Raw genomic sequence first — 23,349 nt, 5'->3', positions numbered from 1 at the left:
GTCCTCGCCGGCATCGGAAAACGCGTGGCACAGGTTGGGCAAATCGCACTCGGGATGCCCGGTCCGAATGCCGCTGGAGAAAGCCAGGCTCCCAATTCATCCAGCGGGTTCGGCATGCTCGATGCCATCAGCAGCATGGGCAAGAACTTGGCTCAGGCCGGTGCCGTCGCGGTTGGCATGACAGGCGCACCTGCGTCGATCGCAGTGGACAATCGGCCCCCGATCGCATCTGTGGCGCCGCAGCCCGTCGTGCAGCCAGCACCGGACCATATCGAAATCAACATTCACCCGACGCCAGGAATGGACGCGGCCGCGATCGCCCGTGCAGTTTCTGCCGAGCTGGATAAACGTCAGAACGCCAAGCGCGCACGAGCACGCAGCGCGCTGTATGACCAGGAGTAATCGACCATGATGATGGCCCTCGGCATGTTCATCTTCAGCCTTGAGACGCTGGTGTACCAGGAGCTGCAGCGGCAGACGGAATGGCGGCATGGTTCGACCTCTCGCATCGGCACAAACCCCGCACGACAGTTCCTGGGGCGCGGTGATGATTCGATAACGCTCCCCGGCGTGCTGCTACCAGCGCTGGCCGGCACGCCACTGAGTTTGGACACCCTGCGTTACATGGCAGACACAGGTAAAGCCTGGCCATTGGTCGAGGGCACAGGGCGAATCCTTGGGATATGGGTGATCGAAAGCATTAATGAGACCCGAACTTTGTTCTTCCAGGATGGCGCGGCGCGCCGGATCGAATTCACGATTGCCCTGAAACGCATTGATGACGGCCGGGTTGACTTGCTCGGGGCCGCTGTCAGCACCTCCGGCAACATCTTGAGGGCCATCCTGTGATAGATCAGGCCCTCGACCAGGTCGACCGTTATCTGAACAGCGCTCAGGATTCGATGCGCGAGGCGAAAGCTTATCCACGACCGATCTGCCGCCTGGTGGTCGACGGTCGCGACATCACCGCGGCTGTGGAAAAGCGTCTGATGGGCATTGAACTCACGGACAACCGGGGACTTGAAGCTGATCAATTGGACGTGACACTTTCCGACCATGACGGGCTTCTGGTGATTCCCCCCAAAGGGGCGATCCTTCGCCTCTGGCTGGGCTGGAGCGACACCGGATTGATCGACAAAGGGTCGTACACCGTTGATGAAACTGAGCACAGCGGTGCACCGGATCAGCTGAGCATCCGCGCGCGCAGTGTCGACCTGCGGGCAGGCCTGAAGGTCAAGCGGGAGCGGAGTTGGCACAGCCAAACGATCGGCGCAGTGATCCAGGCCATCGCCGGCGCATACGGGCTCGCTCCTGTCGTGAGTGCTGTTCTGAACGTCATCGAGCTGGTGCACCTCGACCAGGCCAACGAATCAGACGCGAATCTGCTGACGCGCCTGGGCCAGGAATACGACGCGATCGCCACCGTAAAGGCCGATAGGCTGTTATTCATGCCGATCGGGAAAGCCACAACCGCCAGCGGATTAAACCTGCCACACGTCACGTTGACGCGGCTGGACGGTGACCAGCACCGATTCCTGCAGGCGGATCGCGACAGCTACACGGGGGTGCGTGCGTTTTATTACGACGTGAACAGTGCCGAGAAAAAAAGCGCGATCTCGGGTGGCGGGGAAAACATCAAAGATCTGCGGCACTCCTACACCGATCAGAAGAGCGCCCTGGTCGCGGCGCGCGCCGAATGGAATCGACTGCAGCGCGGGACCGCCACGCTGAGTTACACGCTCGCCCGAGGGCGGCCTGAGCTGACGCCGGAGCTGACCTACTCCCTCACCGGAATCAAACAGGAAATAGCCGACATCATCTGGCTGGGGGGCAACGTCAAACACAGTTTCACCTCGGACGCGTTCACTACCAGCCTTGAACTGGAGTCGAAACTGCCTGATGGGGATGAAGTCGCAGAGCTGGCGGAAGACGGGAAAAACTACACCGGTATCGTTGCCTGGTATCGGGAATCGAAGACGGGCAAACAGCACACCATCACGGAGGGTGACCAGTCGCAACCTCGCCGGCTTACCCACCTGTACGAAAGCAAGGCAACAGCCAAGCGGGCTGTCGAACGGGAATACAAGCGGCTGCAGGCGAAAAACAGCCCATCCGCTTCCGGTGCCCCGGCGTGAACAGCCGGGGCGCGGTTTGCAGACTCGGACCTATTAAGTCCGGGTCAGCATTTCCGCCAGGCGACGCAAGTGCTCTTGGTCAGTTTCCGACATCTGCCGGTACCGGTGGAGCAGCATGCACTCCAGCTTCGTCAACTGCGGATGGGTACAGTCGCTGTTCCGAGCATCCTGCTCAAGTCTCTCCAAAACGCCTCGATCCAACATGCTTAATACTCCTGCGAAACGGAGCGCATCGACGGATCCAGCAGTTTCTGAAGCGCACTGAGTCCTTACTTTCGGCTAACTGCGATGAGTGGAATGATGGGCTGAATGTTGCATGCTTACTCGGCCAACGTCGGAGGCGGCGCGCTGAGGACATTCATTTCTGCAAGCCCCGTAGCGACACGCCGTACTACAGCCTGGTCGGCTGGGCTCAGCGAGCGAAACGCCCCCATCACCTCAGCCTCGCCTTCTGTCTGCGCGCCCATCGCGGCATCGCGCTGACCAAAAAGAACGTACATCACATCGACTCCCACTTTAGAGATCGCGAGCAAATATGCGGTGTCGGGGTTCTGCCGCCCGCGCTCGTAATTACCCTGGGAGTTACGTTTTACCCCTCCAATGTCAGCCAGCTCATTTTGATTGATGCCAAGCCGGTCGCGCTCTTCCCGGAGCCGCTCGCCCAAAGTTTTTTCCAAGGAATCTCCGCATACACAAATTTTTGGCATGCGCCGCTTTACACACACAATTTCTTGGGCATAATGATGGCACACACAACACGATTGAACACACATGAACACTATGCCCGTCCTCCTGACAACCGAGCAAGCCCGCGCAGAACTTGACCGCAACGGGGTAACCATCGCCGAGTTCTGCCGTAAACATGCATTGAACAAAAATTTGGTCAGCGATCTTTTAAACGGTCGTAAGAAGGGCGTTCGTGGTGAGGCCCGACGAGCGGCAGTGCTCCTGCGAATCAAAGACGGCGTGATATCAAACTAATTGCAGTTCTCCCGGTGAGAAACCAGAAGATGAAACGCACCGTTCTAGAAACCCGCCGGCAAGTCGTAAGCGCAGTGATCTGCGCTTACCCAGGCGGACGAGATTGCGCAGCTCCCCGCCTTGGTATGTCGGTAAAGAAATTCGACAACCACGCTTATGAGAACGCCGGCAGCCGCCCGTTGACGGACGAGCAGATCTGCCTCCTTGAAACCCAGACGGGTACCACTCACCTGCCGGATTTCGTTTGCAGCTTGTACGGAGGCGTCTTCGTTCCGGTAGCCGAGGCTGGCGAGTTGGAGAACCTCGATCTGTACGCACGTTCGATCAACACCGCGATCAAGCGCGGTCTGGTCGACGCCATCATCGCCAAGGCCCTCGAAGATGGGGTCATCAAGGATGACGAAGTGCAGGAAATTCTCGCTGCGCACCGTGCGCACGTCGCAGCCCGACATGAAGAGATCACCGCTGTGATCGTTCTGCACCGGGAAGCTCCGGGCAAGTAGGAATCGAAGTAGGCGCAGGAAGCGCCGCCAATTCTCGGCGTCAGCCGAAGGCCGCGACTAGCGGCGGGGAGAAAAAGTGAGCACTTACAAGCTGGTATGTCCGCACTGCCAGGGGCGAATGCGCATCCGAACCAGTGAAGGCACGCATATCTTTTTGCGGATTGCCTACCTGCAATGCACCAACGAAGCCTGTGGATGGTCAGTCCGGGCCCAGTTCGAGATGACTCATGAGATGAGCCCATCCGGTATGCCAAACCCCTCGGTTTGCCTACCTGTCGCGCCCGTCGCGATTCGCCGGCACGCCATGAAAAAGGAAGGCGAACACCAAATGGATCTACTTGGACTGGAGATGGCCTGATGAAAATCTCACTCAAAGCGCAAAACCCTGAACGCGAATATCGCACTACGATGCAAAGCGCGGCCCTGTGCTTTATGCAGCGTCACCAGGCAGAACACCTGGACAATGATCAGCTGCTATTCACACGTGCGGTCACCTATCTGCAGACCACTCTCGAAGTGCCGGTCTACCTCGCAGAAACCCTTGCGGGTCTGGCATATGGCGAACTGCGTTCTTCCGGAGATCAGCGCCGTCTGGATCTGGCCAGCAGCAGTGAGTCCGTGGCAGTGCTCACCGATCCTGTGAGCGGCCACTCTTTCGCGATCCCCGTTGCACTGATCTTTCTGCACCTGATTGACGCTCCCGAGCAGCGACAGACACCCCCAACCATCTGAACGAATAGCACCACCCGAAGCGTGTGGGTTTGGGCGAATTGCGCCCGAAATCAGGAATACAGCCATGAACACAGCACTTTCCATCCGAATGGACCTGAGCAATCCTGCCAGTCCTGACGCAGGCCATCAAAGGCCGGATACAGCAACAGAATACCGAGCGGGATCTGGAACCAGGTGTAAACAATCACCATGCCGTCGCAAGGAGAACAGTTTTAAGCTTTCCAGCAAATTGTAGTGGCGCAGCAGCAGCGTCAGGCAGCCGTTCAGGCCCAGCAAAATGACAAAGGCAAACGCCAGCGGGACGCCGGCGAAGTTGCTGGTCATGTTGGTAAACGACATCAAAAAGCGCTGAAAACGTCCGCTGCCCAGCTGATGCAGCGAATAACCGGCAACCAGCGCAATCAGCAAACCATAAATGCTCGACCAGATGGAGATATCCAGCGACAGGCGAAACGCCTGTAAATAGAAGGGTGAGGTCAGGATATCGGTGTAATTATCCAGCCCCCAGGCTTCATTCATGTCAGCTCCAGAAGCTGTTGATGGCGATCCACAGCAAGGGCGCGAGCTGGAATGCTACCCAAACAGGGCAAAGGGCAGCAACAAAGGTAGCGCGAGGCCTGTACCCTTCGGGACGCGGGCTCCTAGCCAGCAGACCGCTACGGACCGGTTTATCATGCTCAACGCCCAGCAGGGTGCAGACGATACCGCACAGCTCCGTTTGTTATGGTTCCGGATCTGGCTGCTGTGAGAAGCCCTCACCATACACGCACAGCGTGGGCATGAGTCTCTTCCGGCAAAATGCCGCCGTGGCGAACGGTCATCGTTCATGCCAGGATCGGCAGTGACAATCACCTGATAACCGGCGGCCAGCCAGCTCGGCATCCAGTGCGACAGATAACCGTCAGCCATGCGTGAAGCGGATGAGGTACTGTGGCGATACAGGCTATGTTTGTGCCCGGCATCATCGATGTTCATCGGGTGGATCAACAAAAAGTCAGGGTCGTGACGCAGACGCAGGCTTTCCGCGTCTTCAAACAGATGGGAATCCGGATAGCCGTCGTCCCAGTAAAAGTGCCCATATTGAATGGGCAGATCAGGCGCGACCGTATGCCGGTCGCGCGCTGCATTGAAGGGGGTTTGGTTATAGAGTTCACTCACCCAGTGGTAGGCAGCGGCAGCGGTGGTTAAACCGGCGGCGCGCGCGTAATGGAAGATGCTGCGCTCTTTACTCAACCGGCTGACACCGTTATGAATAATACCGCTGCGCACCGGCGTGATACCGGTGAGAATGCATTCATACAGCGGGCGCGACAGTGACGGCAGTTCGCAGGTCAGCGTGTAATATTGACCATTGCCCTGCGCGCATTCGGCAAACAGGTAGCCCATCGCATGTTGTGCGACCTGATTGCTCAACCCATCCAGTACCACCAGGATCGTTTTCATCCCCTTTCTCCTTACTGCTGCATATTGATGATTACGTTCTCCTGCCACAGACGCGGCAGCGCACACGACGTTTTGTCCCAGGCAGCCTGGTCTTTGATCGGGCGGGCATTTTTATATTCAGACTGCGGCAGCAATTTGGCCTGCACGTCTGCTGGCAGCGTCAGGTATTGCGCGCGAATCGGGCGTGCATAACCTTTCGCCAGGTTGGTCTGGCCAGCATCAGAGAAGATATATTCACGCGCCAGTTTGGCGGCGTTCGGGTGTTTGGCGTATTTGTTGATGATGGTGGTGTAACCAGAGGTCACGGAGCCGTCAGACGGGATCACCACTTCATAGCGGTTTTTGTCGATCTGATCGCGATAGTTCAGGCCATTAAAGTCCCACACCACAGCAACCTGGATTTCGTCTTTTTCGATGTTGGCAATCACCGGATCGGTCACGCCCAGGCGGCCCTGTTTGGCGAGATCAGCAAAGAAACCGAGTGCCGGTTTCAGGTTCTTTTCATCACCGCCCAGCGCATAGTTGGCCGCCAGCACGCCGTTGGCAGCCTGAGCAGCCACGCCTACGTCACCGATAGTGACCACATACTTACCTTTCTTCAGATCGGCCCAGCTGTGCGGCACATCTTTAACCTGCTGTTTGTCGACCAGGAAAGCGATGGTGCCGGTATAAGCCAGCATCCAGTTACCTTCTTTGTCTTTCGCCCAATCCGGGACCTGATCCCAGTGTGTTGGCTTATAAGGCTGAGCCAGACCTTTCGCGACCGCAACAGGACCGAAAGCGGCACCCACGTCACCGATATCGGCGCTGGCGTTCTCTTTCTCTGCGGCAAATTTCGCCAGTTCCTGCGCCGAAGACATATCGGTATCGCTGTGCTTCAGGCCATATTTGCTGCTGATGTCATTCCATGTGTCTTTCCAGTTGGCCCAGCTATCTGGCATGCCGACACTGTTGATTTGACCTTCGCTGCGCGCGGCTTTTTCCAGCGCGGCAAGATCGTTGTCGGCAGCTTGCGCGGCGGGCAGCGCAAGCAGTACGGCACTGGCTACTACAGAGGCGATTAACGCTTTCATCTCAGTTGCTCCCGGTGTAAGTTGAGGGACATCTTGGTCTAGTCCAGCAAGAACCGAGCCAATGTAGCCTTTGCATATGAAGGTTTTATGACTACAGCGGTGAAATGTGGTGTGGCGAGCAAATCCACATGCCATGCTGGAGCGCAATGATGTCGGGCATAGCTTGTCACTGAATTGTCATCGAACTGTCATAGTGCAGCTTCGCCCCAAAATGAGGCTTTATAGATGTCGTCGAAAACGGCGGACGTAATTGCAGCCGCGCTGCACAGTCGTATTGATGCAGGGGAGTTCGCCAGCGGGCGCTTGCCGGCTGAACGCAGCCTGAGCGAACAATATTCCACCACGCGTATTACCCTGCGTGAAGCGCTGGGATTGCTGGAGGCGCAGGGCATTATCTACCGCGAGCTGCGGCGTGGCTGGTTTCTGGCGCCGCCAAGGCTGGTATATAACCCGCTGCATCACAGCCATTTCCACGCGATGGCGGCACAGCAGGGACGTATTGCCAGCACCGAAGTGATCGAGGCGCGCCAGGTACCGGTGCTGCAATCGGTGGCGCAACAGTTGCAGCTGGCGGAGGGAGATGATGTTTATCTGATTCGTCGTCTGCGGCGCATCGATGGCCGTGCGGTGTTGTATGTGGAGCACTACCTCAATCCACATTATTTTCCCGGCCTGCTTGAAGAGGATCTCACCCGTTCCCTGACTGACCTCTATAACCAGCGCTATGGCATCCGTTACGGCGGTGCGCGCTTTACTATTTTGCCGGGGCCATTGCCCGCTCGCGCAGCGCCTGCGCTGAATGTTGCCAGTGGCACACCGGGGTTACTGATCACCCGTATCAACCGTGACCAGCATAAACGGGTGATTGACTGTGACTGTGAATACTGGCGCTACGATGCGCTCTGTGTGGATGTTGATGTTTGAGTATATTGTGAATTTGATCACACTATCGCATGATAGCGCCAGAGATAAGGCGTTCTATTAAGGCGAAGAAATGACTGAAAAATCAATGGCGGGGCAACTGATTGCCCGGGGTCTGCAATGGGTGCTGAACCTCGGGTTGGTGATCCTGGCAATCATTCTGGTGGTGTTTCTCGGTAAAGAAACCATCCATCTGGCGAATGTGCTGTTCAGCACTGGCGAACAGGCATCGTCATTCCTGCTAATCGAAGGGATTGTTATCTATTTTCTCTATTTCGAGTTTATCGCGCTGATTGTGAAGTATTTTCAGTCGGGTTATCACTTCCCGCTGCGCTACTTCGTCTATATCGGTATTACCGCGATTATTCGTTTGATTATTGTCGACCATAAAAATCCTTTCGATACGCTGTGCTATTCGGCGGCTATTCTGATTCTGGTGATTACCTTGTGGCTGGCGAACAGCAACCGCCTGAAACGCGAGTAATTCACCTGCTATAGCGGCGCGATGTTTTATTTTGCCTTCGGGTGCCGAAAACCGCGCCGTTACCAATTCGTGCAAGCACGCAGCGGCAGTGGTGCGTTACACTGAGACACTTTTTTCTGTGGAGTGTTTTTATGTCTCAGGATGCGCTGGCGCAACTGCGTGCGCTGCACTGGCTGCCCGCTTCTTCTCCTTTGCTTTCCGCTCCTTTGCTGGACTGGCTTATGGAAGAGGATTCAATGACCCGGCGCTTTGAGCAGCATTGCCAGCAGGTCACTGTCAAGGTTGTGCGTGAAGGTTTTATCCCTGCCAGTGAGCTGGAGGATGAAGGCCAGCAACTGCCAGAGGATGAACGCTTCTGGCTGCGGGAAATTATCTTGTGTGGTGACGGTACCCCCTGGCTGGCTGGGCGAACACTGGTGCCTGAAAGCACGCTAAATGGACCTGAGCAAATGCTACAGCAACTCGGCACGCGACCTCTTGGCCGATATCTTTTTGCTTCTTCAACGCTGACACGCGATTTTATCGAACCTGGCCAGGTTGATGAATTGTGGGGACGTCGTTCACGCCTACGTTTATCGGGCAAGCCGCTGTTGTTAACTGAACTGTTTTTACCTGCGTCACCGCTGTACCACGCGCAGGTTCAAGGATAAAGATTGTGCAAAAGACTCTGGGAATAAATAAATTGCAGGCGTACAGCCGCCTGATGCGTATAGATAAACCCATTGGCACCTTGCTGTTGTTGTGGCCCACACTATGGGCGCTGTGGTTATCGGGAATGGCGATCCCGCCGTTATCGGTACTGCTGGTGTTTGTGTTGGGTGTGATCGTGATGCGTGCGGCCGGTTGTGTGATCAATGACTACGCTGACCGTAAAGTCGATGGGCATGTGAAACGCACTGCCGCCCGCCCGCTAGCCAGTGGTCTGGTGTCTGAGAAAGAGGCAAAGGTGCTGTTTGTTGGCCTGGCGTTGCTGGCATTTGTGCTGGTACTGACCATGAATCTTATGACGATTCTGCTGTCGGTTGTCGGGCTGGCACTGGCCTGGGTCTATCCCTTTATGAAGCGCTATACCCATCTGCCACAGGTGGTCCTGGGTGCGGCATTTGGCTGGGCGATTCCGATGGGTTGGGCCGCAGTTAGTGAGTCCTTACCTCTGGTTTGCTGGCTGGTGTTTATTGCTAACCTGTGCTGGACCGTTGCATACGATACGCAATACGCCATGGTGGACAGGGATGATGATCTGAAGATTGGGGTGAAATCGACGGCGATTCTGTTTGGTCGGTATGACAAGCTGATCATCGGCCTGCTGCAACTGGCGACGCTGGGTCTGATGGTTGTGGTGGGATTACTGCTGAATCTGAATGGTGCATTTTACTGGTCGCTGTTGCTGGCGGCAGGCTTGTTTGTCCATCAACAGAAACTGATTGCCCGTCGCGAGCGTGATCCCTGCTTCCAGGCGTTCCTCAACAATAACTACGTTGGCCTGGTGCTGTTTATTGGCATTCTGTTGAATACCCTGCCGTTTATTGGTTTGATGTAGTCGCGGTAGATCAGATGAAAAAAAAGCCGTCATCGGTAAAGGATGACGGCTTTTTTATTTCTGGCTGGCGTTAATCGTGAACGGTGGCGCTCTCAATCGTCAGGCGCACATCGCTGGTGACCAGCTCTGCCAGCATCAGCCACATAATCTGCGTACGTTGCACATCGGCATCGCCGCTGTCGTTGAGATAGCCCTCATCTCGCAGGGTCATCACCAGTGTCGTGAATACCGCTTTATCGAAGAACTCTGGTGCATTAATGCCATGGAGCACTGACAGGCGCTGTGCCAGCGTGCGGCTCTCTTTCTCCAGCGTGCCCCGGTTGATGCTGGGTTTCGCGCTGAGGATGGAGAAGGTAATGGCAAAACGCTGTAAGGTTTCACGAATACCGGCTGCCAATAGCTGAAGGGTACGAGAGCGTGCAGCACTCAGCTTCAGCAGGCCATCCTGTTGGCTCACCAGACCCTGGCGCGCCATTTCAGCACAAAGATTCTGCAGCAAGCCGGGTAACTCATCGCTGCTCCAGCGCAGGAACAGTTCACTCTTCAGCATTGGATACACCAGACTCACCTGGCGCAGTAACTCCGCTTCACTGATTTCACGGTGCTGCTGCACAATCGCTGCAATCAATGATGGCATAACCAGCATATGCTGGATATTGTTGCGGTAATAGGTCATCAGAACCGCCTGCTCGCGCGGCAGAATGATGATGTCACCAATGTTGTCCTGCTCGGTCTCAAACTTGTTCATGCCCATGGCGTGATCAAGCAGCGCTTCAGCACTGAGGTCCGGCACTGTGGCTTCTGACGAGTAAGGGACATTGCGCAGCAACTGGGTGTAGCATTCCAGTTGCTCAATCAGTTGCTCGCGGGTAAGCGAACGCTGACGAGATGCCAGCAGTGCGGTAACGCACAGGTTCATCGCATTGGCGGCCCCGGCTTCGTTAATTCGCACCATCAGACGGTTCGCGATGTCATTCACGGCGGGGGTCATCCACGCCTGACGCGGTGGTTCAATCGGATCGATGGACTCACGCCATTCCGGCACATGTTTGTTCAGGTAATTCACCAGCGGCAGCGGTTCGCCGAAGTTGACATAACCCTGGCCCAGATTGCGCAACTTACGCAGGCCGCGCACCATCTGCATAAAGCCTTCTTTTTCTTTCACCGCCCCGCGCAGTTCTTTGGCGTAGGTCCCCACCTCCATCACATGCTCGTACCCAATGTAAATCGGCACGAAAGTAATCGGACGGCTGCTGCCACGCAACAGGGCCTGTAACGTCATCGACAGGGTGCCGGTTTTCGGGTCCAGCAGGCGGCCGGTACGTGAACGTCCACCCTCGACAAAGTATTCAACCGAGTAGCCGCGATTAAACAACTCGCCAAGATATTCACGAAAAACAGTAGAATAGAGCTTGTTGCCTTTAAAGGTACGGCGAATAAAGAACGCACCCAGGCGACGGAAAATCGGACCGGCAGGCCAGAAGTTAAGATTGATACCGGCAGCGATGTGCGGTGGTACCAGACCCTGGTGGTAAAGCACATAGGAGAGCAGCAGGTAATCCATATGGCTGCGATGGCAGGGAACATAGACAATCTCGTGACCATCCTGTGCCAGCTGACGTACGCGCTCGCCGCCATTGACGTTGATACCCTGATAGAGTCGGCTCCACATCCATCCCATGACGCGGTCAGTGACGCGGATGGCCTCATAGGAGAAGTCAGCCGCAATCTCTTCCATCATTTCAATGGCGTTCTGCTGTGCCTTCTCATGGGAAATCTTTTTGCTGCGCGCTTCATCTTCCACAGCCTTTTCAATGGCTTTCGATTGCAACAGCTTGTTAAACAGATCCTGGCGGGCGGGTAAACGCGGGCCGATGGCAGCCAGACGCTGGCGGGCGAAGTGAATACGCGCCACGCGGGCCAGTTTTTGCGCAATTGACTTGTCAGTTCCATGCTCGGTTGCCATCTGACGTAGTGACACTGTCGGCGAGAAGCGGACAAAGCTGTCGCGGCCATGCCAGAGAATGGCAAAGAACTTCTGTACACCGTTAAGAATGCGCAGATGTGGCGTCTGCTCACCCTGTACTTCACGGCCTGGTGCGCGTCCAAACATCACCGACACTGGCAGCATTTGCACATCCAGTTCGGGGTTGCTGCGATGCAAATCGAGATAGTCATGAAATAGCTTCACTGACTCCAGATTCGGCACGAAATAAGGGAAAACGCGTGGACCGTCGTGGATAAAGACATAGCGTGGCAACAACGTACCATCAATTTCCAGCGGTGTAAGCGGATCCGGCAGATCGTGTTTCAGACACTGCGAACGCAGTGTGAGTAGATCGGCCTTGGAATCGTAAGGCAGCACATATAGGATTGGCCGCGTTGAATCTAACCCATGTTCAGATACAGGATCCGACGGAATAGCCTTACTCTTTACCAAAATGGAGAGTGGTAAATTCAATAATTTATAATAAAGTTTACGCCAACCTGACATAGACAACTTTAAGCCTCTTGTTAGCAAAGCGCGGCAAGCATACCAGAAAGTGCCGCGAAGATCTGTGGCCGTGCCATTCCCGGCTGCCCAGACATTGACGTCAAAACGAGTAAAGGGTTCAACGACATGGCAAATAACGTCACCGGTATTCTCAGGATAGTGAAAGCTGCCGGTTATTCCTGGCAGGGATTGCGCGCCGCCTGGCAACATGAAGCGGCATTTCGCCAGGAGGCTATCGCCGCACTGGTGGCGATTGTGGTGGCATGCTGGCTGGATGTTGACGCGATCTCCCGCGTACTCATGATCGGTTCTGTGGTGCTGGTGGTCATCGTTGAGATTATGAATAGTGCCATTGAAGCCGTCGTCGACCGCATTGGTCAGGAGCGTCATCCGCTGGCCGGACGCGCGAAAGACATGGGGTCGGCTGCCGTATTGTTAGCTATCTTACTGGCTATTTTCGTCTGGATCGCGCTGCTTTGGTCGCATTTGCGATAAGGATTCCGGATTCATCAACTCGCTGATTTTTCCCTCAGTTTTGGTTTCCATTTCGCCAATACCTGTATATACTCACAGCGACTGTATAAACAACCAGGGGGCGGGATGAAAGCGTTAACCAGCAGGCAGCAACAGGTCTATGATCTGATTCGCGACCATATCAACCAGACGGGCATGCCGCCAACGCGTGCGGAAATTGCTGCGCAACTGGGCTTCCGCTCACCGAATGCGGCAGAAGAACATCTGAAGGCTCTGGCACGCAAAGGCGTGATTGAAATCGTCTCCGGAGCGTCGCGCGGTATTCGTTTATTAATGGAAGAAGAAGCCAGTGAGGGGCTGCCGCTGATTGGCCGTGTCGCCGCGGGTGAACCTTTACTGGCCCAGGAGCACATCGAGGCTCACTACCAGGTTGATGCCAACCTCTTCAAACCCACCGCTGATTTCCTGCTGCGCGTTAGCGGCATGTCGATGAAAGATATCGGCATTATGGATGGTGACTTACTGGCGGTACACAAGACTCAGGAAGTGCGCAATGGTCAGGTCGTGGTGGCGCGCATTGATGATGAAGTCACAGTGAAACGCTGGAAAAAGCAGGGTGCGATTGTGCAGCTGCTGCCAGAAAACAGTGACTTCCAGCCGATTGTGGTCGATACCCGTGAACAGTCACTCACCGTTGAAGGGCTGGCGGTGGGTATCGTACGCAACGGCGAATGGCTTTAATCCTTTAAATCCCCCACTACGGTAGCGCCTCTGCGCTGCCGTGGTTTGATTTGCCAAAATAACTGTAGCGCAGCACAAACCGGGACGGGCTGATGCAGCTGTTTTCCTCCTCTGATAAGACACTCTGGCGGCTGGCGCTGCCGATGATCCTTTCGAATATCACGGTGCCATTGCTCGGCGTGGTGGATACCGCGGTGATTGGCCATCTTGACAGTCCTATCTATCTCGGTGGCGTGGCAGTGGGTAGCACTGCAACCAGCTTCATTTTTATGCTGCTGCTGTTTTTACGCATGAGTACGACCGGACTGACTGCCCAGGCATTTGGTGCCAGCGATAAAACGGCGCTGGCGCGTGCGCTTACCCAACCGTTGTTTATCGCATTGATCGCAGGCGTGTTGTTTATGTTGTTGCGCACACCTGTCAGCAATCTGGCGGCTGCACTAATGGGGGGCAGCGTTGCGGTACAGCAACAGGCGCAACTGTTTATTCAGATTCGCTGGCTCAGTGCTCCCGCTACGCTGGCTAATCTGGTACTCCTGGGCTGGCTGTTGGGTGTGCAGTATGCACGTGCACCCGTTGTTTTGCTGGTGGTGGGCAACCTGGTCAATATTCTGCTGGATCTGCTGTTTGTGCTCGGCCTGCACTGGGGAGTGGCAGGCGCTGCTGCGGCTACGGCGCTGTCCGAATACGTCACCCTGGGTGTCGGGCTATTAATGGTAGCCAGGGTATTAAAGCTACGTGGTATTGATTTCACCCTGCTGAAAGAGAGCTGGCGCGGTGGTGCCGCCCGCCTGTTTCGTCTCAATCGCGACATTATGTTGCGCTCATTTCTGCTGCAAATCTGTTTTGCTTCTCTGACGATCTTTGGCGCGCGCATTGGGCCAGATGTGGTTGCAGTCAACGCGGTTCTGCTGATGTTTCTCACTTTCACAGCCTACGCACTGGATGGTTTCGCTTATGCGGTTGAAGCCTGCTCTGGTGAAGCGGTTGGTGCGAAAGATCGCAGCCAGTTGTTGCTGGTCTGGCACGCGGCATGCCGTCAGGCGGGGCTGGTGGCGTTGCTGTTCGCCATGATGTATGCCCTGTGCGGGGTGCAAATTGTCGGGTTGCTGACCTCGCTGGACGAACTCCGCACAGCCGCTGATCGTTACCTGGTATGGCAGGTGGTAATGCCCCTGGTGGGGGTATGGTGTTATCTGCTGGATGGCATGTTTATCGGCGCGACGCGTGGCAGGGAAATGCGTAACAGCATGGCGCTGGCGGCGCTGGGTTATGGTCTGTCGTTGCTCACCTTACCCTGGTTGGGAAATCATGGTTTGTGGCTGGCGGTGACGGTATTTCTGGCATTACGCGGACTCACGTTGTGGCTGGTCTGGCGCCGCCACTGGCGTCATGATAGTTGGTTTTCGTATAGTGGAATATAACTTGTTGATTACAGATTAATCCGTAAGTGTGCTGCCTGACATTCATTGTCTACTATAATTATCCTTAACAACGCAATTAAGTAGCGTGTTATATCGGTTTTTACCTTCAGGAAATGGGTATGCCGTCAACTCACTGGAAATGACATGGAGAACGGTTATGAACAAAGACGAAGCGAGTGGAAACTGGAAGCAATTCAAAGGGAAAGTGAAAGAAAAATGGGGCAAGCTGACTGATGATGATATGACCGTCATCGAAGGGAAACGTGACCAGCTTGTCGGTAAAATTCAGGAACGCTATGGCTACGCTAAAGACCAGGCCGAGCGTGAAGTGAAAGACTGGGAAAGTCACAACAAGGATCACCGCTGGTAACGGACCCGTTTAAGGACGATTCTCCTAAGCTCCGATCCTGATGATCGGGTTGGCACAAGGAGGTGCCATTTATCCCTTCCTCAACCGCTTTTTGCCTTCAACCTGATGATCATGATCGCAACTTTCATGATGGGTACAGGCTTCCACTTCGGCACAATTTTCACAGAGTCCATGGGCTTCAATCACGCTATGGCGCAACGCAAAACCCGCTTGTTCAGCCAATCCGGAGATGATCTTTTCAACGCCATGCGCATGTTTTTCACTGACGGCTGCACAGCGGTCACAAACCAGCATCACTGAGGTGTGTGCAGGTTCATCAAAATGATGGCAGACCACGTAGCTGTTGTTGGATTCAACGCGATGGATAAATCCCTGCTCCAGCAGAAAATCCAGTGCACGATAGATAGTTGGCGGTTTTGCCTGGGGTTCACTGACGCGCAATTGATCCAGTAAATCATAAGCACTGATCGATCCATTTTGCTCGGCCATCAGGCGTAGCACTTCGGCACGTTGTGTGGTCAGACGCACGCCGCGTTGCAGGCAAAGCGTTTCAGCCTGGTTCAGAAGTTGGTCTGGCGACAAATTTGACATAAGTTTTCTCCGGGTGCCGAGTGATGTTATTTTATCACACAAATTTTTACGCTGCTGTGATTGCTTTTCTCGCTGAAGATTGCCAGGAAAAATCTTGTTTTTCATAAGATTAATATCAGTGTTATTCCTCTTTTTTTCTCATATTGTCATCTGCGTTCCTTATTACGGATTTATTATCAAACCGGCTAATCAGTTTTTGCTTTGCAACTCACCGACTTAGCGTCTAAGGTTCAAAAGGGCTTAAGTAATAGCTGGCCTCAATTTAGATATCGTTTAATTTTTTGCATAAATACACGACAGATTGCTGCGCCAGCAGTCAATTCTGCGAATAGCAGTGCTATTTCCTTTTATTTCACAGCAATAAATCGTTAGCCCAGGTTCACAATAAGGGCTGGTAAATTGTTTCGTCGATGACTTAGTCACGACATTTGAAAGGTGATGGCAGGCTCATGGTGAAGACATTATTCAGGCGCAAAAAAGTTACTTATCTTGTTGTTTTGAATTCAGTATTTCTTTCCTCTTCAGCTCTGGCAGCAGGTACCTGGTACGACGCACGTAATGATGCAATGGGCGGCACAGGTGTTGCGTCTTCCACCTGGAGCTCCGCGGTACTGGCGAACCCGGCATTGATGACCAAAGCAAAACCTGATGATGACGTAAGCATCATTTTCCCTTCAGCGGGTGTGCAGGTTACCGATAAAGACAAACTGATTAATAAAGTCGATGACATTACGGATACTGTCGACCGTTATCAGGATGTCATCAATAACTTAACCTTCCAGGATTATCTCAACGGCTACCCGCAGCTTAAAGCCGCAGCAGGGGATATGGCGAATCAGTTGAGTGACCTGCGGGGCAACAAAGCAGATGGCTCGGCGGGCGTGGCGCTGGCTGTCACCGTGCCAAATGAGACGCTGCCCTTTGCGTTTATCACCAAGGCTTACGGCACTGCGCATGTTCGTGCGAATGTGGCGCAAAGCGATATAGATTATCTGAACGGCGTGGCCGACGGGACCATCATTCCGGTGCCGGGTGATGAAGATAATTTGCGCTCCAGTGCCAATGGGCTTGCGGCGTTAGTGACTGATTACGGTATTTCCGTGGCGCACCAGTTTACTATTGCGGGCCATCCAGTCTCTGTCGGCATCACGCCAAAACTGCAGAAAACCTGGTTGTATAATTACACCGCCAGCATTTACAACTACGACAAAAGCGACATCAACAACAGCCGTTATCGCAGTTCCGATACCGGTTTCAACGTGGATGCCGGTATCGCCACTGATTTTGCCGACAACTGGACTTTCGGTTTGACCGGTCAGAACCTGATTTCGCGCAACATCGATACCAAAGAAGTGGATGGCTATCGCGATACTTACCAAATCCGTCCGCTGGTCACTACCGGTCTGGCCTGGAACTACGGTCCTGTGACCCTGACTGGCGATGTCGATCTGACGCAAACTAAGCGTTTTAAATCAGAAGACAGTAGCCAGTATATCGGCGTCGGTGGCGAGTACCGTGTGCTGGACTGGTTGCAGCTGCGTGCCGGCTATCGCGCCGATATGAAGTCGAATGATACCAACGTTTTCACTGCCGGTTTTGGCCTGTCGCCGTTTAACAATACGGTACATCTGGATCTGGCCGGTTCGGTTGGCGCAGACAATACCTGGGGTGCGATGGTACAGCTCGGATTTAACTTCTGATTGATGTTCTTCACACCGACGGGCGGCTGTGTCGCCCGTCAATCCTGTGGTATGATTGCGCAGATTCTCATCACTTAACCCCGGATTTACTGCGTTTCATGACCGATACCTTCTCTTCGCAACGTTTTTCCATTGCTCCCATGCTCGACTGGACTGACCGTCACTGTCGTTATTTTCACCGCAAGTTAAGCGGCGATACGCTGCTTTACACCGAAATGGTGACCACCGGCGCAATCATTCATGGTAAGGGCGATTATCTGGCCTTTAGCGAGGATGAGCATCCGGTCGCACTGCAACTGGGTGGCAGCGATCCGGCGGCGTTAGCGCAGTGTGCGCAGCTGGCAGAAGCGCGTGGCTATGACGAGATCAACCTTAATGTAGGGTGTCCGTCCGATCGTGTGCAGAATGGTCGCTTCGGTGCCTGTCTGATGGGAGAAGCTGCGCTGGTCGCGGATGGTATTAAAGCAATGCGCGATGTGGTGAGCATTCCGGTGACGGTGAAAACCCGCATCGGCATTGATGATCAGGATAGCTACGCATTCCTGTGCGATTTCGTTGGTACTGTGGCGCAGCAGGGGGGTTGTGACACCTTCATTATACACGCGCGTAAAGCCTGGCTTTCGGGTCTGAGTCCGAAAGAAAACCGTGAGATCCCGCCACTCGACTATCCACGCGTCTACCAACTGAAGCGCGATTTCCCGCAGTTAACTATGGCTATCAATGGCGGTATCAAAACGTTGGAAGAGGCGAAAATCCACCTGCAACATATGGATGGTGTGATGATGGGACGCGAAGCCTATCAGAACCCCGGCATTCTGGCGCAGGTTGACCGTGAACTGTTTGGGCGTGATACCCCGGTGGTGGATCCTGTGGCGGTGGTGCGCAGTATGTACCCTTATATCGAAGCGGAACTGGCGAAGGGGACTTACCTTGGCCACGTCACACGCCATATGCTGGGGTTATTCCAGGGAATCCCGGGCGCACGCCAATGGCGTCGTTATCTGAGCGAAAATGCGCACAAACCGGGAGCGGATGTGCGTGTGCTGGAAGCCGCACTGGCACTGGTGGCGGATAAAATCCCACAGGAAGCCTGATTGGATTCGTAACGGCGCGATTTATCGCGCTATTACACCAGATCTATGATCTGGCATCACAGAACACGGTTTTGTTTACACCACAAGTTAGTGAATTTCACCATTTCATCTGCACGTAATTCGCACGACCTCCAACAATATCAGCGAGTTAGCGCAATTCTCATTCTGGCACGTATCTTGTAACGCCTCTCCTGTTACCAACACAGGAGAGCCTTCGTGGAAATATTATTTATTATCGGCTTTTTTCTCATGCTGCTGCTGACCGGCGTGTCATTGCTGGGTGTGATTGCGGCGCTGATTGTTGCAACGGTGCTGATGTTCCTCGGTGGGTTGTTTGCGCTTGTTATCAAATTGTTGCCGTGGCTGGTGCTGGCCGTGGTCGCCGTCTGGTTATATCGAGCCTTCACCACACCTGATGGTGAAATAAAGATGCAGCGACTGAAAAGAAAAATCAGTAAGTTAGAGAAGAATGGCTGGCGCTAAATGCGGGTGTGATCACAGAGTTAATCATTGCTTAGTACAAATACGCAATTAAACATATTTTTTACTTATGTTTTCTGCCAGGATAGCTGCCGTTGAGTCAACAATGAATTCATCGCCGCTGTCCCTACACCAGCGCGAACTATAAAAAAGAAAAAGGGGCTTCCTACGGGAAGCCCCGTTTGCTTTCTGGCGTCAGGGAATCAGCAGGCTGGATCCCAGCGTGGCGCGGCTTTCCAGCACCCGATGAGCCTCTGCCGCATCGCTCAGCGCAAATTTTTGCTGTTCCGGCACGGTGATTTTAATCGCATGGCTGGCGATCAGAGAAAACAGTTCAGCACTGGCGCTGTCGAGTTCTTCACGGTTAGTAATGTAGCCGAACAGCGAAGGGCGAGTGACAAACAGCGACCCTTTCTTATTCAGAATCCCCAAATCGACACCGGTTACTGCACCGGAAGCATTACCAAAACTCACCATAAGGCTATGACGGCGCAGGCTATCGAGTGAAGGTTCCCAGGTATCTTTACCGACTGAGTCGTACACCACCGCCACTTTTTTACCGTTCGTCAGCTCGCTAACACGCTGCGCAATATCCTCGTCGCGATAGTTAATGGTGGCCCAGGCTCCGGCATCTTTGGCCATCTGCGCTTTTTCGGCTGAGCCGACGGTGCCAATCAGGTGCGCACCTAACGCTTTCGCCCACTGGCAGGCAATCAGGCCAACGCCGCCAGCCGCCGCGTGAAACAGGAACGTCTCATCCGGTTTGACTTTATAGGTCTGGCGCAGCAGATATTGCACCGTCAGGCCTTTCAGGAACGAGGCGGCTCCCTGCTCAAAACTGATTCGTTCCGGCAAAATCACCAGACGATCTTCGTGCACATTGTGCGCCTCGCTGTACGCGCCGAGGGATGACTGGCAGTAGACCACGCGGTCGCCCGCCTTAAAACGCGTCACCGCAGAACCGACTTTTTTCACCACGCCCGCCGCTTCGGTGCCCAGCCCGGATGGCTTCGCCGCGACCGGATATAATCCGCTGCGCACGTAAGTGTCGATGTAATTGATGCCAATCGCCCGGTTTTCTACCTGCACTTCATGTTCAGCGGGATCGGCAAGATCAAAATCCACCCATTGCAACACTTCAGGGCCGCCGTGTTCGTTGAACTGAATACGCTTTGCCATTCTGACTCCTGTGATTGTTCAGCCTGTGACGTTATACTTGCGCGTCACTACTTAAGATCGGTAATGCATTCACTATGGCAGGAAATAAACCCACCAACAAATCGAACGAACCCCGCGACCGTCAGCTGGAAGGTGTGAAAATGCCGCCGCATTCCATTGAGGCGGAGCAGTCGGTACTCGGTGGGTTGATGCTGGATAACGAGCGCTGGGACAATGTGTCCGAGCGTGTGGTCGCGGATGATTTTTTCAATCGCTCACACCGGCTGATCTTCTCCGAAATGCAACGGCTGCTGGAAGCCGGCCAACCTATCGATCTAATTACGCTGTCGGAATCGCTGGAAACACGTGGTGAGCTGGATATGGCGGGGGGCTTTGCCTACCTGGCCGAACTGGCGAAAAACACCCCAAGTGCCGCGAACATTGGCGCTTATGCGGATATCGTACGTGAACGTGCGGTGGTGCGAGAAATGATCTCGGTGGCGAACCAGATCGCCGATGCCGGTTATGATCCGCAAGGGCGCAGCAGTGAAGATCTGCTCGATTTCGCCGAATCTAACGTCTTTAAAATCGCGGAACAGCGTGCCAATAAAGATGATGGCCCGAAAAACATTGAGCAAATCCTCGAAGCCACGGTATCGCGCATTGAATCGCTGGTTGCCACGCCGCACGATGGTGTTACAGGGGTGGATACCGGTTATCAGGATCTGAACAAAAAAACCGCCGGTTTACAGGGCTCGGATCTGATTATCGTTGCAGCTCGTCCGTCGATGGGTAAAACCACGTTTGCCATGAACCTGTGCGAAAACGCCGCCATGCTGCAGGAAAAACCGGTACTGATCTTCAGTCTGGAGATGCCCAGCGAACAGATCATGATGCGTATGCTGGCTTCATTATCACGCGTTGATCAGACCCGCATCCGTACCGGCCAGCTGGAAGATGAAGACTGGGCGCGTATTTCGGCCACCATGGGTATCCTGCTGGAAAAGAAGAATATGTATATCGATGATTCTTCTGGTCTGACGCCGACGGAAGTGCGCTCCCGTGCACGCCGTATCTATCGTGAAAACGATGGTCTGAGCATGATCATGATCGACTACCTGCAATTGATGCGTGTGCCATCGCTGTCCGACAACCGTACGTTGGAAATTGCGGAGATCTCGCGCTCGCTGAAGGCGCTGGCAAAAGAGTTGAATGTGCCGGTCGTGGCGTTATCGCAGCTGAACCGATCGCTGGAGCAGCGTGCTGATAAGCGCCCGGTCAACTCGGATCTGCGTGAATCCGGCTCGATCGAGCAGGATGCTGACCTGATCATGTTTATTTATCGTGATGAGGTTTATCACGAAAACAGCGATCTGAAAGGTATCGCTGAGATCATCATCGGTAAACAACGTAATGGACCGATCGGTACAGTACGTCTGACCTTCAATGGTCACTGGTCGCGTTTTGATAACTACGCAGGCCCGCAATACGACGACGAATAATCCTCTTTCCCCCTATGCATGCACGATTTGTGCATGCATTTCACGTCATCACAAAATAGTGTTGGACAACCCCGTCTTTAATCAGGTTATCTGTAGCAAAGCGCACCCTATTACGCTGTGGAAGCAGAATGACTCAGGTAGACGATTACGACCTTAAGATACTGACATTATTACAATCTAATGGCCGCCTCACGAACCAGGAACTCAGTGATTTGGTGGGCCTTTCGGCGTCCCAATGTTCACGCCGCCGCATCAATCTGGAACAGGCAAACCTGATTCTCGGCTATCACGCCCGGTTGTCGCCCGATGCTATCGGCCTCGGCATGGTGGGTTTGATTGAAGTGCGGCTGATTAATCACACCCCCGATTACGAAGAAAGTTTTCACCGGATGGTGGAGCAGGAAACCGCCATCGTCGATGCGTTTAAAACCACTGGCGACGCCGATTATCTGCTGAAAGTTGCCGTGTCTGACCTGGCTTCATTGAGTGCGTTAATCAGCCAGCTGGTGTCGGGTCATCAAAGCGTGGCCCATGTGAAAACGTCGGTGGTATTAAGCCGTTTAAAAGAGAACGGTTTGATGATAATTCCCGAGCACAAAACGCGCCAAAAAAGTGCGTGATGTGCTAGTCTGGTGCAGTTAATGCCATTCAAATGCAAAAAACGCGCACCAGATAACAGATTTGTGCATGGGTTTATGGATTAGTCATTCGTCAGTGCACAAAAACCTGCAATAAAGCGCCTTAGTTATCAATTGGATAATCACTGGCACCCATCGGCGACGAGCAGACGTCGCCGATGTGGTGCGTTTTTTGCATTTGAACCGCATCAATTGCAATGAGAAAAATCCATGGATAACGTTGTTCAACCTACCAAAATCCCCCATTCCCGCATTGAAGATGCTCTGGCGATTGTGCTGGGTACGCTGATGGTCTCCTTTGGTGTCATTATGCTGAAGCAGGCCGGTGCGCTCACCGGCAGCTCTGCCGGGATAGCTTTCTTAATTAGCTATCTGACGCCGCTTTCGTTTGGCAGCGCGTTTTTCCTGATTAACCTGCCGTTTTACTGGCTGGCAGTGCGCCGTATGGGCTGGGAATTTACCCTGAAAACCTTCTGTGCCGTGGCGCTGGTGTCACTCTTTACCCATCTGCATCCGCTGTTCATCCATTTTTCTGCGCTAAATCCGTTTTATGCGACATTGTTCGGTAACGTGGTGATGGGAATTGGGTTTATAGTGTTGTTTCGTCACAAGGCCAGCCTTGGTGGCGTCAATATTCTGGCGCTCTGGCTGCAGGACCGCATTGGTCTGCGCGCCGGAAAACTGCAAATGGCGGTTGACACCTGTGTGGTGCTGGCGTCGTTATTTGTGGTCTCTGTACCTATGTTGCTTGCCTCGATAGCGGGCGCGGTGGTCCTCAATCTGATCATCGCCATGAATCACCGCCCCGGCCGCTATATGGTTTGATGATGCATCGTTACCTGACTTTTATGACCAATCATGGAGATCTGCA

General features: G+C 54.0%; 25 protein-coding genes and 3 pseudogenes. 21 read left to right on the top strand and 7 right to left on the bottom strand.

The window, feature by feature from the left end; genetic code table 11:
* From PW844_RS26655 to PW844_RS26645, 3 genes and pseudogenes are all read left to right on the top strand, one after another.
* Positions 1-402 (top strand): annotated as a pseudogene (locus PW844_RS26655) (hypothetical protein); the annotation flags it as partial.
* Positions 403-408: 6 nt separating this feature from the next.
* Positions 409-849 carry a phage tail protein gene (locus PW844_RS26650; RefSeq protein ID WP_299458284.1) on the top strand — a complete coding sequence of 147 codons (441 nt, stop codon included), beginning with the start codon at positions 409-411 and terminating at the stop codon, positions 847-849.
* Positions 846-2,135 carry a phage late control D family protein gene (locus PW844_RS26645; protein WP_299458282.1) on the top strand — a complete coding sequence of 430 codons (1,290 nt, stop codon included), beginning with the start codon at positions 846-848 and terminating at the stop codon, positions 2,133-2,135. The genes PW844_RS26650 and PW844_RS26645 overlap by 4 nt, the downstream gene beginning before the upstream one ends.
* Positions 2,136-2,455: 320 nt before the next feature.
* Here PW844_RS26645 and PW844_RS26640 read toward each other — a convergent pair whose 3' ends face one another.
* Positions 2,456-2,812, bottom strand: a complete 357-nt coding sequence (locus tag PW844_RS26640) for a helix-turn-helix transcriptional regulator (RefSeq protein ID WP_299458280.1) — start codon at positions 2,810-2,812, stop codon at positions 2,456-2,458.
* Between the two features lie 94 nt (positions 2,813-2,906).
* On the opposite strand from PW844_RS26640, the gene PW844_RS26635 reads away from it, so the two are divergent.
* The 4 genes from PW844_RS26635 to PW844_RS26625 all read left to right on the top strand — a co-directional run bounded on the left by PW844_RS26635 (position 2,907) and on the right by PW844_RS26625 (position 4,351).
* Positions 2,907-3,116: a DNA-binding protein gene (locus PW844_RS26635; protein WP_299458278.1), complete on the top strand. Its 210-nt coding sequence runs from the start codon at positions 2,907-2,909 to the stop codon at positions 3,114-3,116.
* Positions 3,117-3,145: 29 nt separating this feature from the next.
* Positions 3,146-3,619: a YmfL family putative regulatory protein gene (locus PW844_RS26630; protein WP_299458277.1), complete on the top strand. Its 474-nt coding sequence runs from the start codon at positions 3,146-3,148 to the stop codon at positions 3,617-3,619.
* A gap of 76 nt (positions 3,620-3,695) precedes the next feature.
* Positions 3,696-3,977 carry an ogr/Delta-like zinc finger family protein gene (locus PW844_RS29510; protein ID WP_367187772.1) on the top strand — a complete coding sequence of 94 codons (282 nt, stop codon included), beginning with the start codon at positions 3,696-3,698 and terminating at the stop codon, positions 3,975-3,977.
* Positions 3,977-4,351, top strand: a complete 375-nt coding sequence (locus tag PW844_RS26625) for a hypothetical protein (RefSeq protein WP_299458275.1) — start codon at positions 3,977-3,979, stop codon at positions 4,349-4,351. Before PW844_RS29510 ends, PW844_RS26625 begins: the two co-directional genes overlap by 1 nt.
* 101 nt (positions 4,352-4,452) lie before the next feature.
* On the opposite strand, the pseudogene PW844_RS26620 reads toward PW844_RS26625, so the two are convergent.
* The 3 genes and pseudogenes from PW844_RS26620 to PW844_RS26610 all read right to left on the bottom strand — a co-directional run.
* A pseudogene (locus tag PW844_RS26620) lies at positions 4,453-5,026 on the bottom strand (ABC transporter permease); the annotation flags it as partial.
* Positions 4,989-5,794 (bottom strand): annotated as a pseudogene (locus PW844_RS26615) (alkaline phosphatase family protein); the annotation flags it as partial. The pseudogenes PW844_RS26620 and PW844_RS26615, both read right to left, overlap by 38 nt.
* 11 nt (positions 5,795-5,805) lie before the next feature.
* Entirely contained in the window at positions 5,806-6,867 is a 1,062-nt protein-coding gene (locus PW844_RS26610; protein ID WP_299458273.1) for an ABC transporter substrate-binding protein, read from the bottom strand.
* 225 nt (positions 6,868-7,092) lie between these two features.
* On the opposite strand from PW844_RS26610, the gene PW844_RS26605 reads away from it, so the two are divergent.
* The 4 genes from PW844_RS26605 (at position 7,093) to ubiA (ending at position 9,812) form a co-directional block, all read left to right on the top strand.
* Positions 7,093-7,791, top strand: a complete 699-nt coding sequence (locus tag PW844_RS26605) for a UTRA domain-containing protein (RefSeq protein ID WP_299458270.1) — start codon at positions 7,093-7,095, stop codon at positions 7,789-7,791.
* 70 nt (positions 7,792-7,861) lie between these two features.
* Complete coding sequence (psiE, locus tag PW844_RS26600) at positions 7,862-8,272, top strand: phosphate-starvation-inducible protein PsiE (protein WP_084871824.1); 411 nt, start codon at positions 7,862-7,864, stop codon at positions 8,270-8,272.
* Positions 8,273-8,403: 131 nt separating this feature from the next.
* Positions 8,404-8,922, top strand: coding sequence for a chorismate lyase (gene ubiC, locus PW844_RS26595; protein WP_299458267.1), 519 nt, complete (start codon positions 8,404-8,406; stop codon positions 8,920-8,922).
* Positions 8,923-8,927: 5 nt separating this feature from the next.
* Positions 8,928-9,812, top strand: a complete 885-nt coding sequence (ubiA, locus tag PW844_RS26590) for a 4-hydroxybenzoate octaprenyltransferase (RefSeq protein WP_299458264.1) — start codon at positions 8,928-8,930, stop codon at positions 9,810-9,812.
* A 70-nt stretch (positions 9,813-9,882) separates the two neighbouring features.
* Here ubiA and plsB read toward each other — a convergent pair whose 3' ends face one another.
* Positions 9,883-12,306, bottom strand: a complete 2,424-nt coding sequence (plsB, locus tag PW844_RS26585) for a glycerol-3-phosphate 1-O-acyltransferase PlsB (RefSeq protein ID WP_299458341.1) — start codon at positions 12,304-12,306, stop codon at positions 9,883-9,885.
* A gap of 126 nt (positions 12,307-12,432) precedes the next feature.
* Between plsB and PW844_RS26580 the strand changes: the two genes are divergently transcribed.
* From PW844_RS26580 to PW844_RS26565, 4 genes are all read left to right on the top strand, one after another.
* A complete protein-coding gene (locus tag PW844_RS26580) occupies positions 12,433-12,801 on the top strand; it encodes a diacylglycerol kinase (protein ID WP_299458262.1) in 369 nt (122 codons plus the stop codon).
* 105 nt (positions 12,802-12,906) lie between these two features.
* Positions 12,907-13,521, top strand: coding sequence for a transcriptional repressor LexA (lexA, locus tag PW844_RS26575; protein ID WP_013507486.1), 615 nt, complete (start codon positions 12,907-12,909; stop codon positions 13,519-13,521).
* A 92-nt stretch (positions 13,522-13,613) separates the two neighbouring features.
* The gene (dinF, locus tag PW844_RS26570; RefSeq protein WP_299458258.1) at positions 13,614-14,945 is read left to right on the top strand and encodes an MATE family efflux transporter DinF; all 1,332 of its coding nucleotides are present in this window, start codon (positions 13,614-13,616) and stop codon (positions 14,943-14,945) included.
* Between the two features lie 157 nt (positions 14,946-15,102).
* Positions 15,103-15,315: a CsbD family protein gene (locus PW844_RS26565; protein WP_299458256.1), complete on the top strand. Its 213-nt coding sequence runs from the start codon at positions 15,103-15,105 to the stop codon at positions 15,313-15,315.
* A 69-nt stretch (positions 15,316-15,384) separates the two neighbouring features.
* Here PW844_RS26565 and zur read toward each other — a convergent pair whose 3' ends face one another.
* The gene (gene zur / locus PW844_RS26560; RefSeq protein WP_299458254.1) at positions 15,385-15,906 is read right to left on the bottom strand and encodes a zinc uptake transcriptional repressor Zur; all 522 of its coding nucleotides are present in this window, start codon (positions 15,904-15,906) and stop codon (positions 15,385-15,387) included.
* 449 nt (positions 15,907-16,355) lie between these two features.
* On the opposite strand from zur, the gene PW844_RS26555 reads away from it, so the two are divergent.
* The 3 genes from PW844_RS26555 (at position 16,356) to pspG (ending at position 19,183) form a co-directional block, all read left to right on the top strand.
* Complete coding sequence (locus PW844_RS26555; protein WP_299458252.1) at positions 16,356-17,606, top strand: conjugal transfer protein TraF; 1,251 nt, start codon at positions 16,356-16,358, stop codon at positions 17,604-17,606.
* Positions 17,607-17,704: 98 nt separating this feature from the next.
* Entirely contained in the window at positions 17,705-18,700 is a 996-nt protein-coding gene (gene dusA, locus PW844_RS26550; RefSeq protein WP_299458250.1) for a tRNA dihydrouridine(20/20a) synthase DusA, read from the top strand.
* A 216-nt stretch (positions 18,701-18,916) separates the two neighbouring features.
* Complete coding sequence (gene pspG, locus PW844_RS26545) at positions 18,917-19,183, top strand: envelope stress response protein PspG (RefSeq protein ID WP_299458248.1); 267 nt, start codon at positions 18,917-18,919, stop codon at positions 19,181-19,183.
* Between the two features lie 192 nt (positions 19,184-19,375).
* Here pspG and PW844_RS26540 read toward each other — a convergent pair whose 3' ends face one another.
* The gene (locus PW844_RS26540) at positions 19,376-20,359 is read right to left on the bottom strand and encodes a quinone oxidoreductase (protein ID WP_299458245.1); all 984 of its coding nucleotides are present in this window, start codon (positions 20,357-20,359) and stop codon (positions 19,376-19,378) included.
* A gap of 74 nt (positions 20,360-20,433) precedes the next feature.
* Between PW844_RS26540 and dnaB the strand changes: the two genes are divergently transcribed.
* The 3 genes from dnaB to PW844_RS26525 all read left to right on the top strand — a co-directional run bounded on the left by dnaB (position 20,434) and on the right by PW844_RS26525 (position 23,303).
* Positions 20,434-21,840, top strand: a complete 1,407-nt coding sequence (gene dnaB, locus PW844_RS26535; protein ID WP_084871836.1) for a replicative DNA helicase — start codon at positions 20,434-20,436, stop codon at positions 21,838-21,840.
* Between the two features lie 128 nt (positions 21,841-21,968).
* Positions 21,969-22,460, top strand: a complete 492-nt coding sequence (locus PW844_RS26530; protein WP_084871837.1) for an Lrp/AsnC family transcriptional regulator — start codon at positions 21,969-21,971, stop codon at positions 22,458-22,460.
* A 228-nt stretch (positions 22,461-22,688) separates the two neighbouring features.
* Positions 22,689-23,303, top strand: a complete 615-nt coding sequence (locus tag PW844_RS26525; RefSeq protein WP_299458239.1) for a YitT family protein — start codon at positions 22,689-22,691, stop codon at positions 23,301-23,303.
* Positions 23,304-23,349: the final 46 nt, after the last annotated feature.

Origin of the sequence: Pantoea sp. (assembly GCF_028283705.1) — a bacterium.
In the GTDB taxonomy this organism is placed as follows: domain Bacteria; phylum Pseudomonadota; class Gammaproteobacteria; order Enterobacterales; family Enterobacteriaceae; genus Pantoea.
The sequence above is the reverse complement of the archived record's forward strand: the minus strand, read 5'-3'. Positions and strand labels throughout refer to the sequence as shown.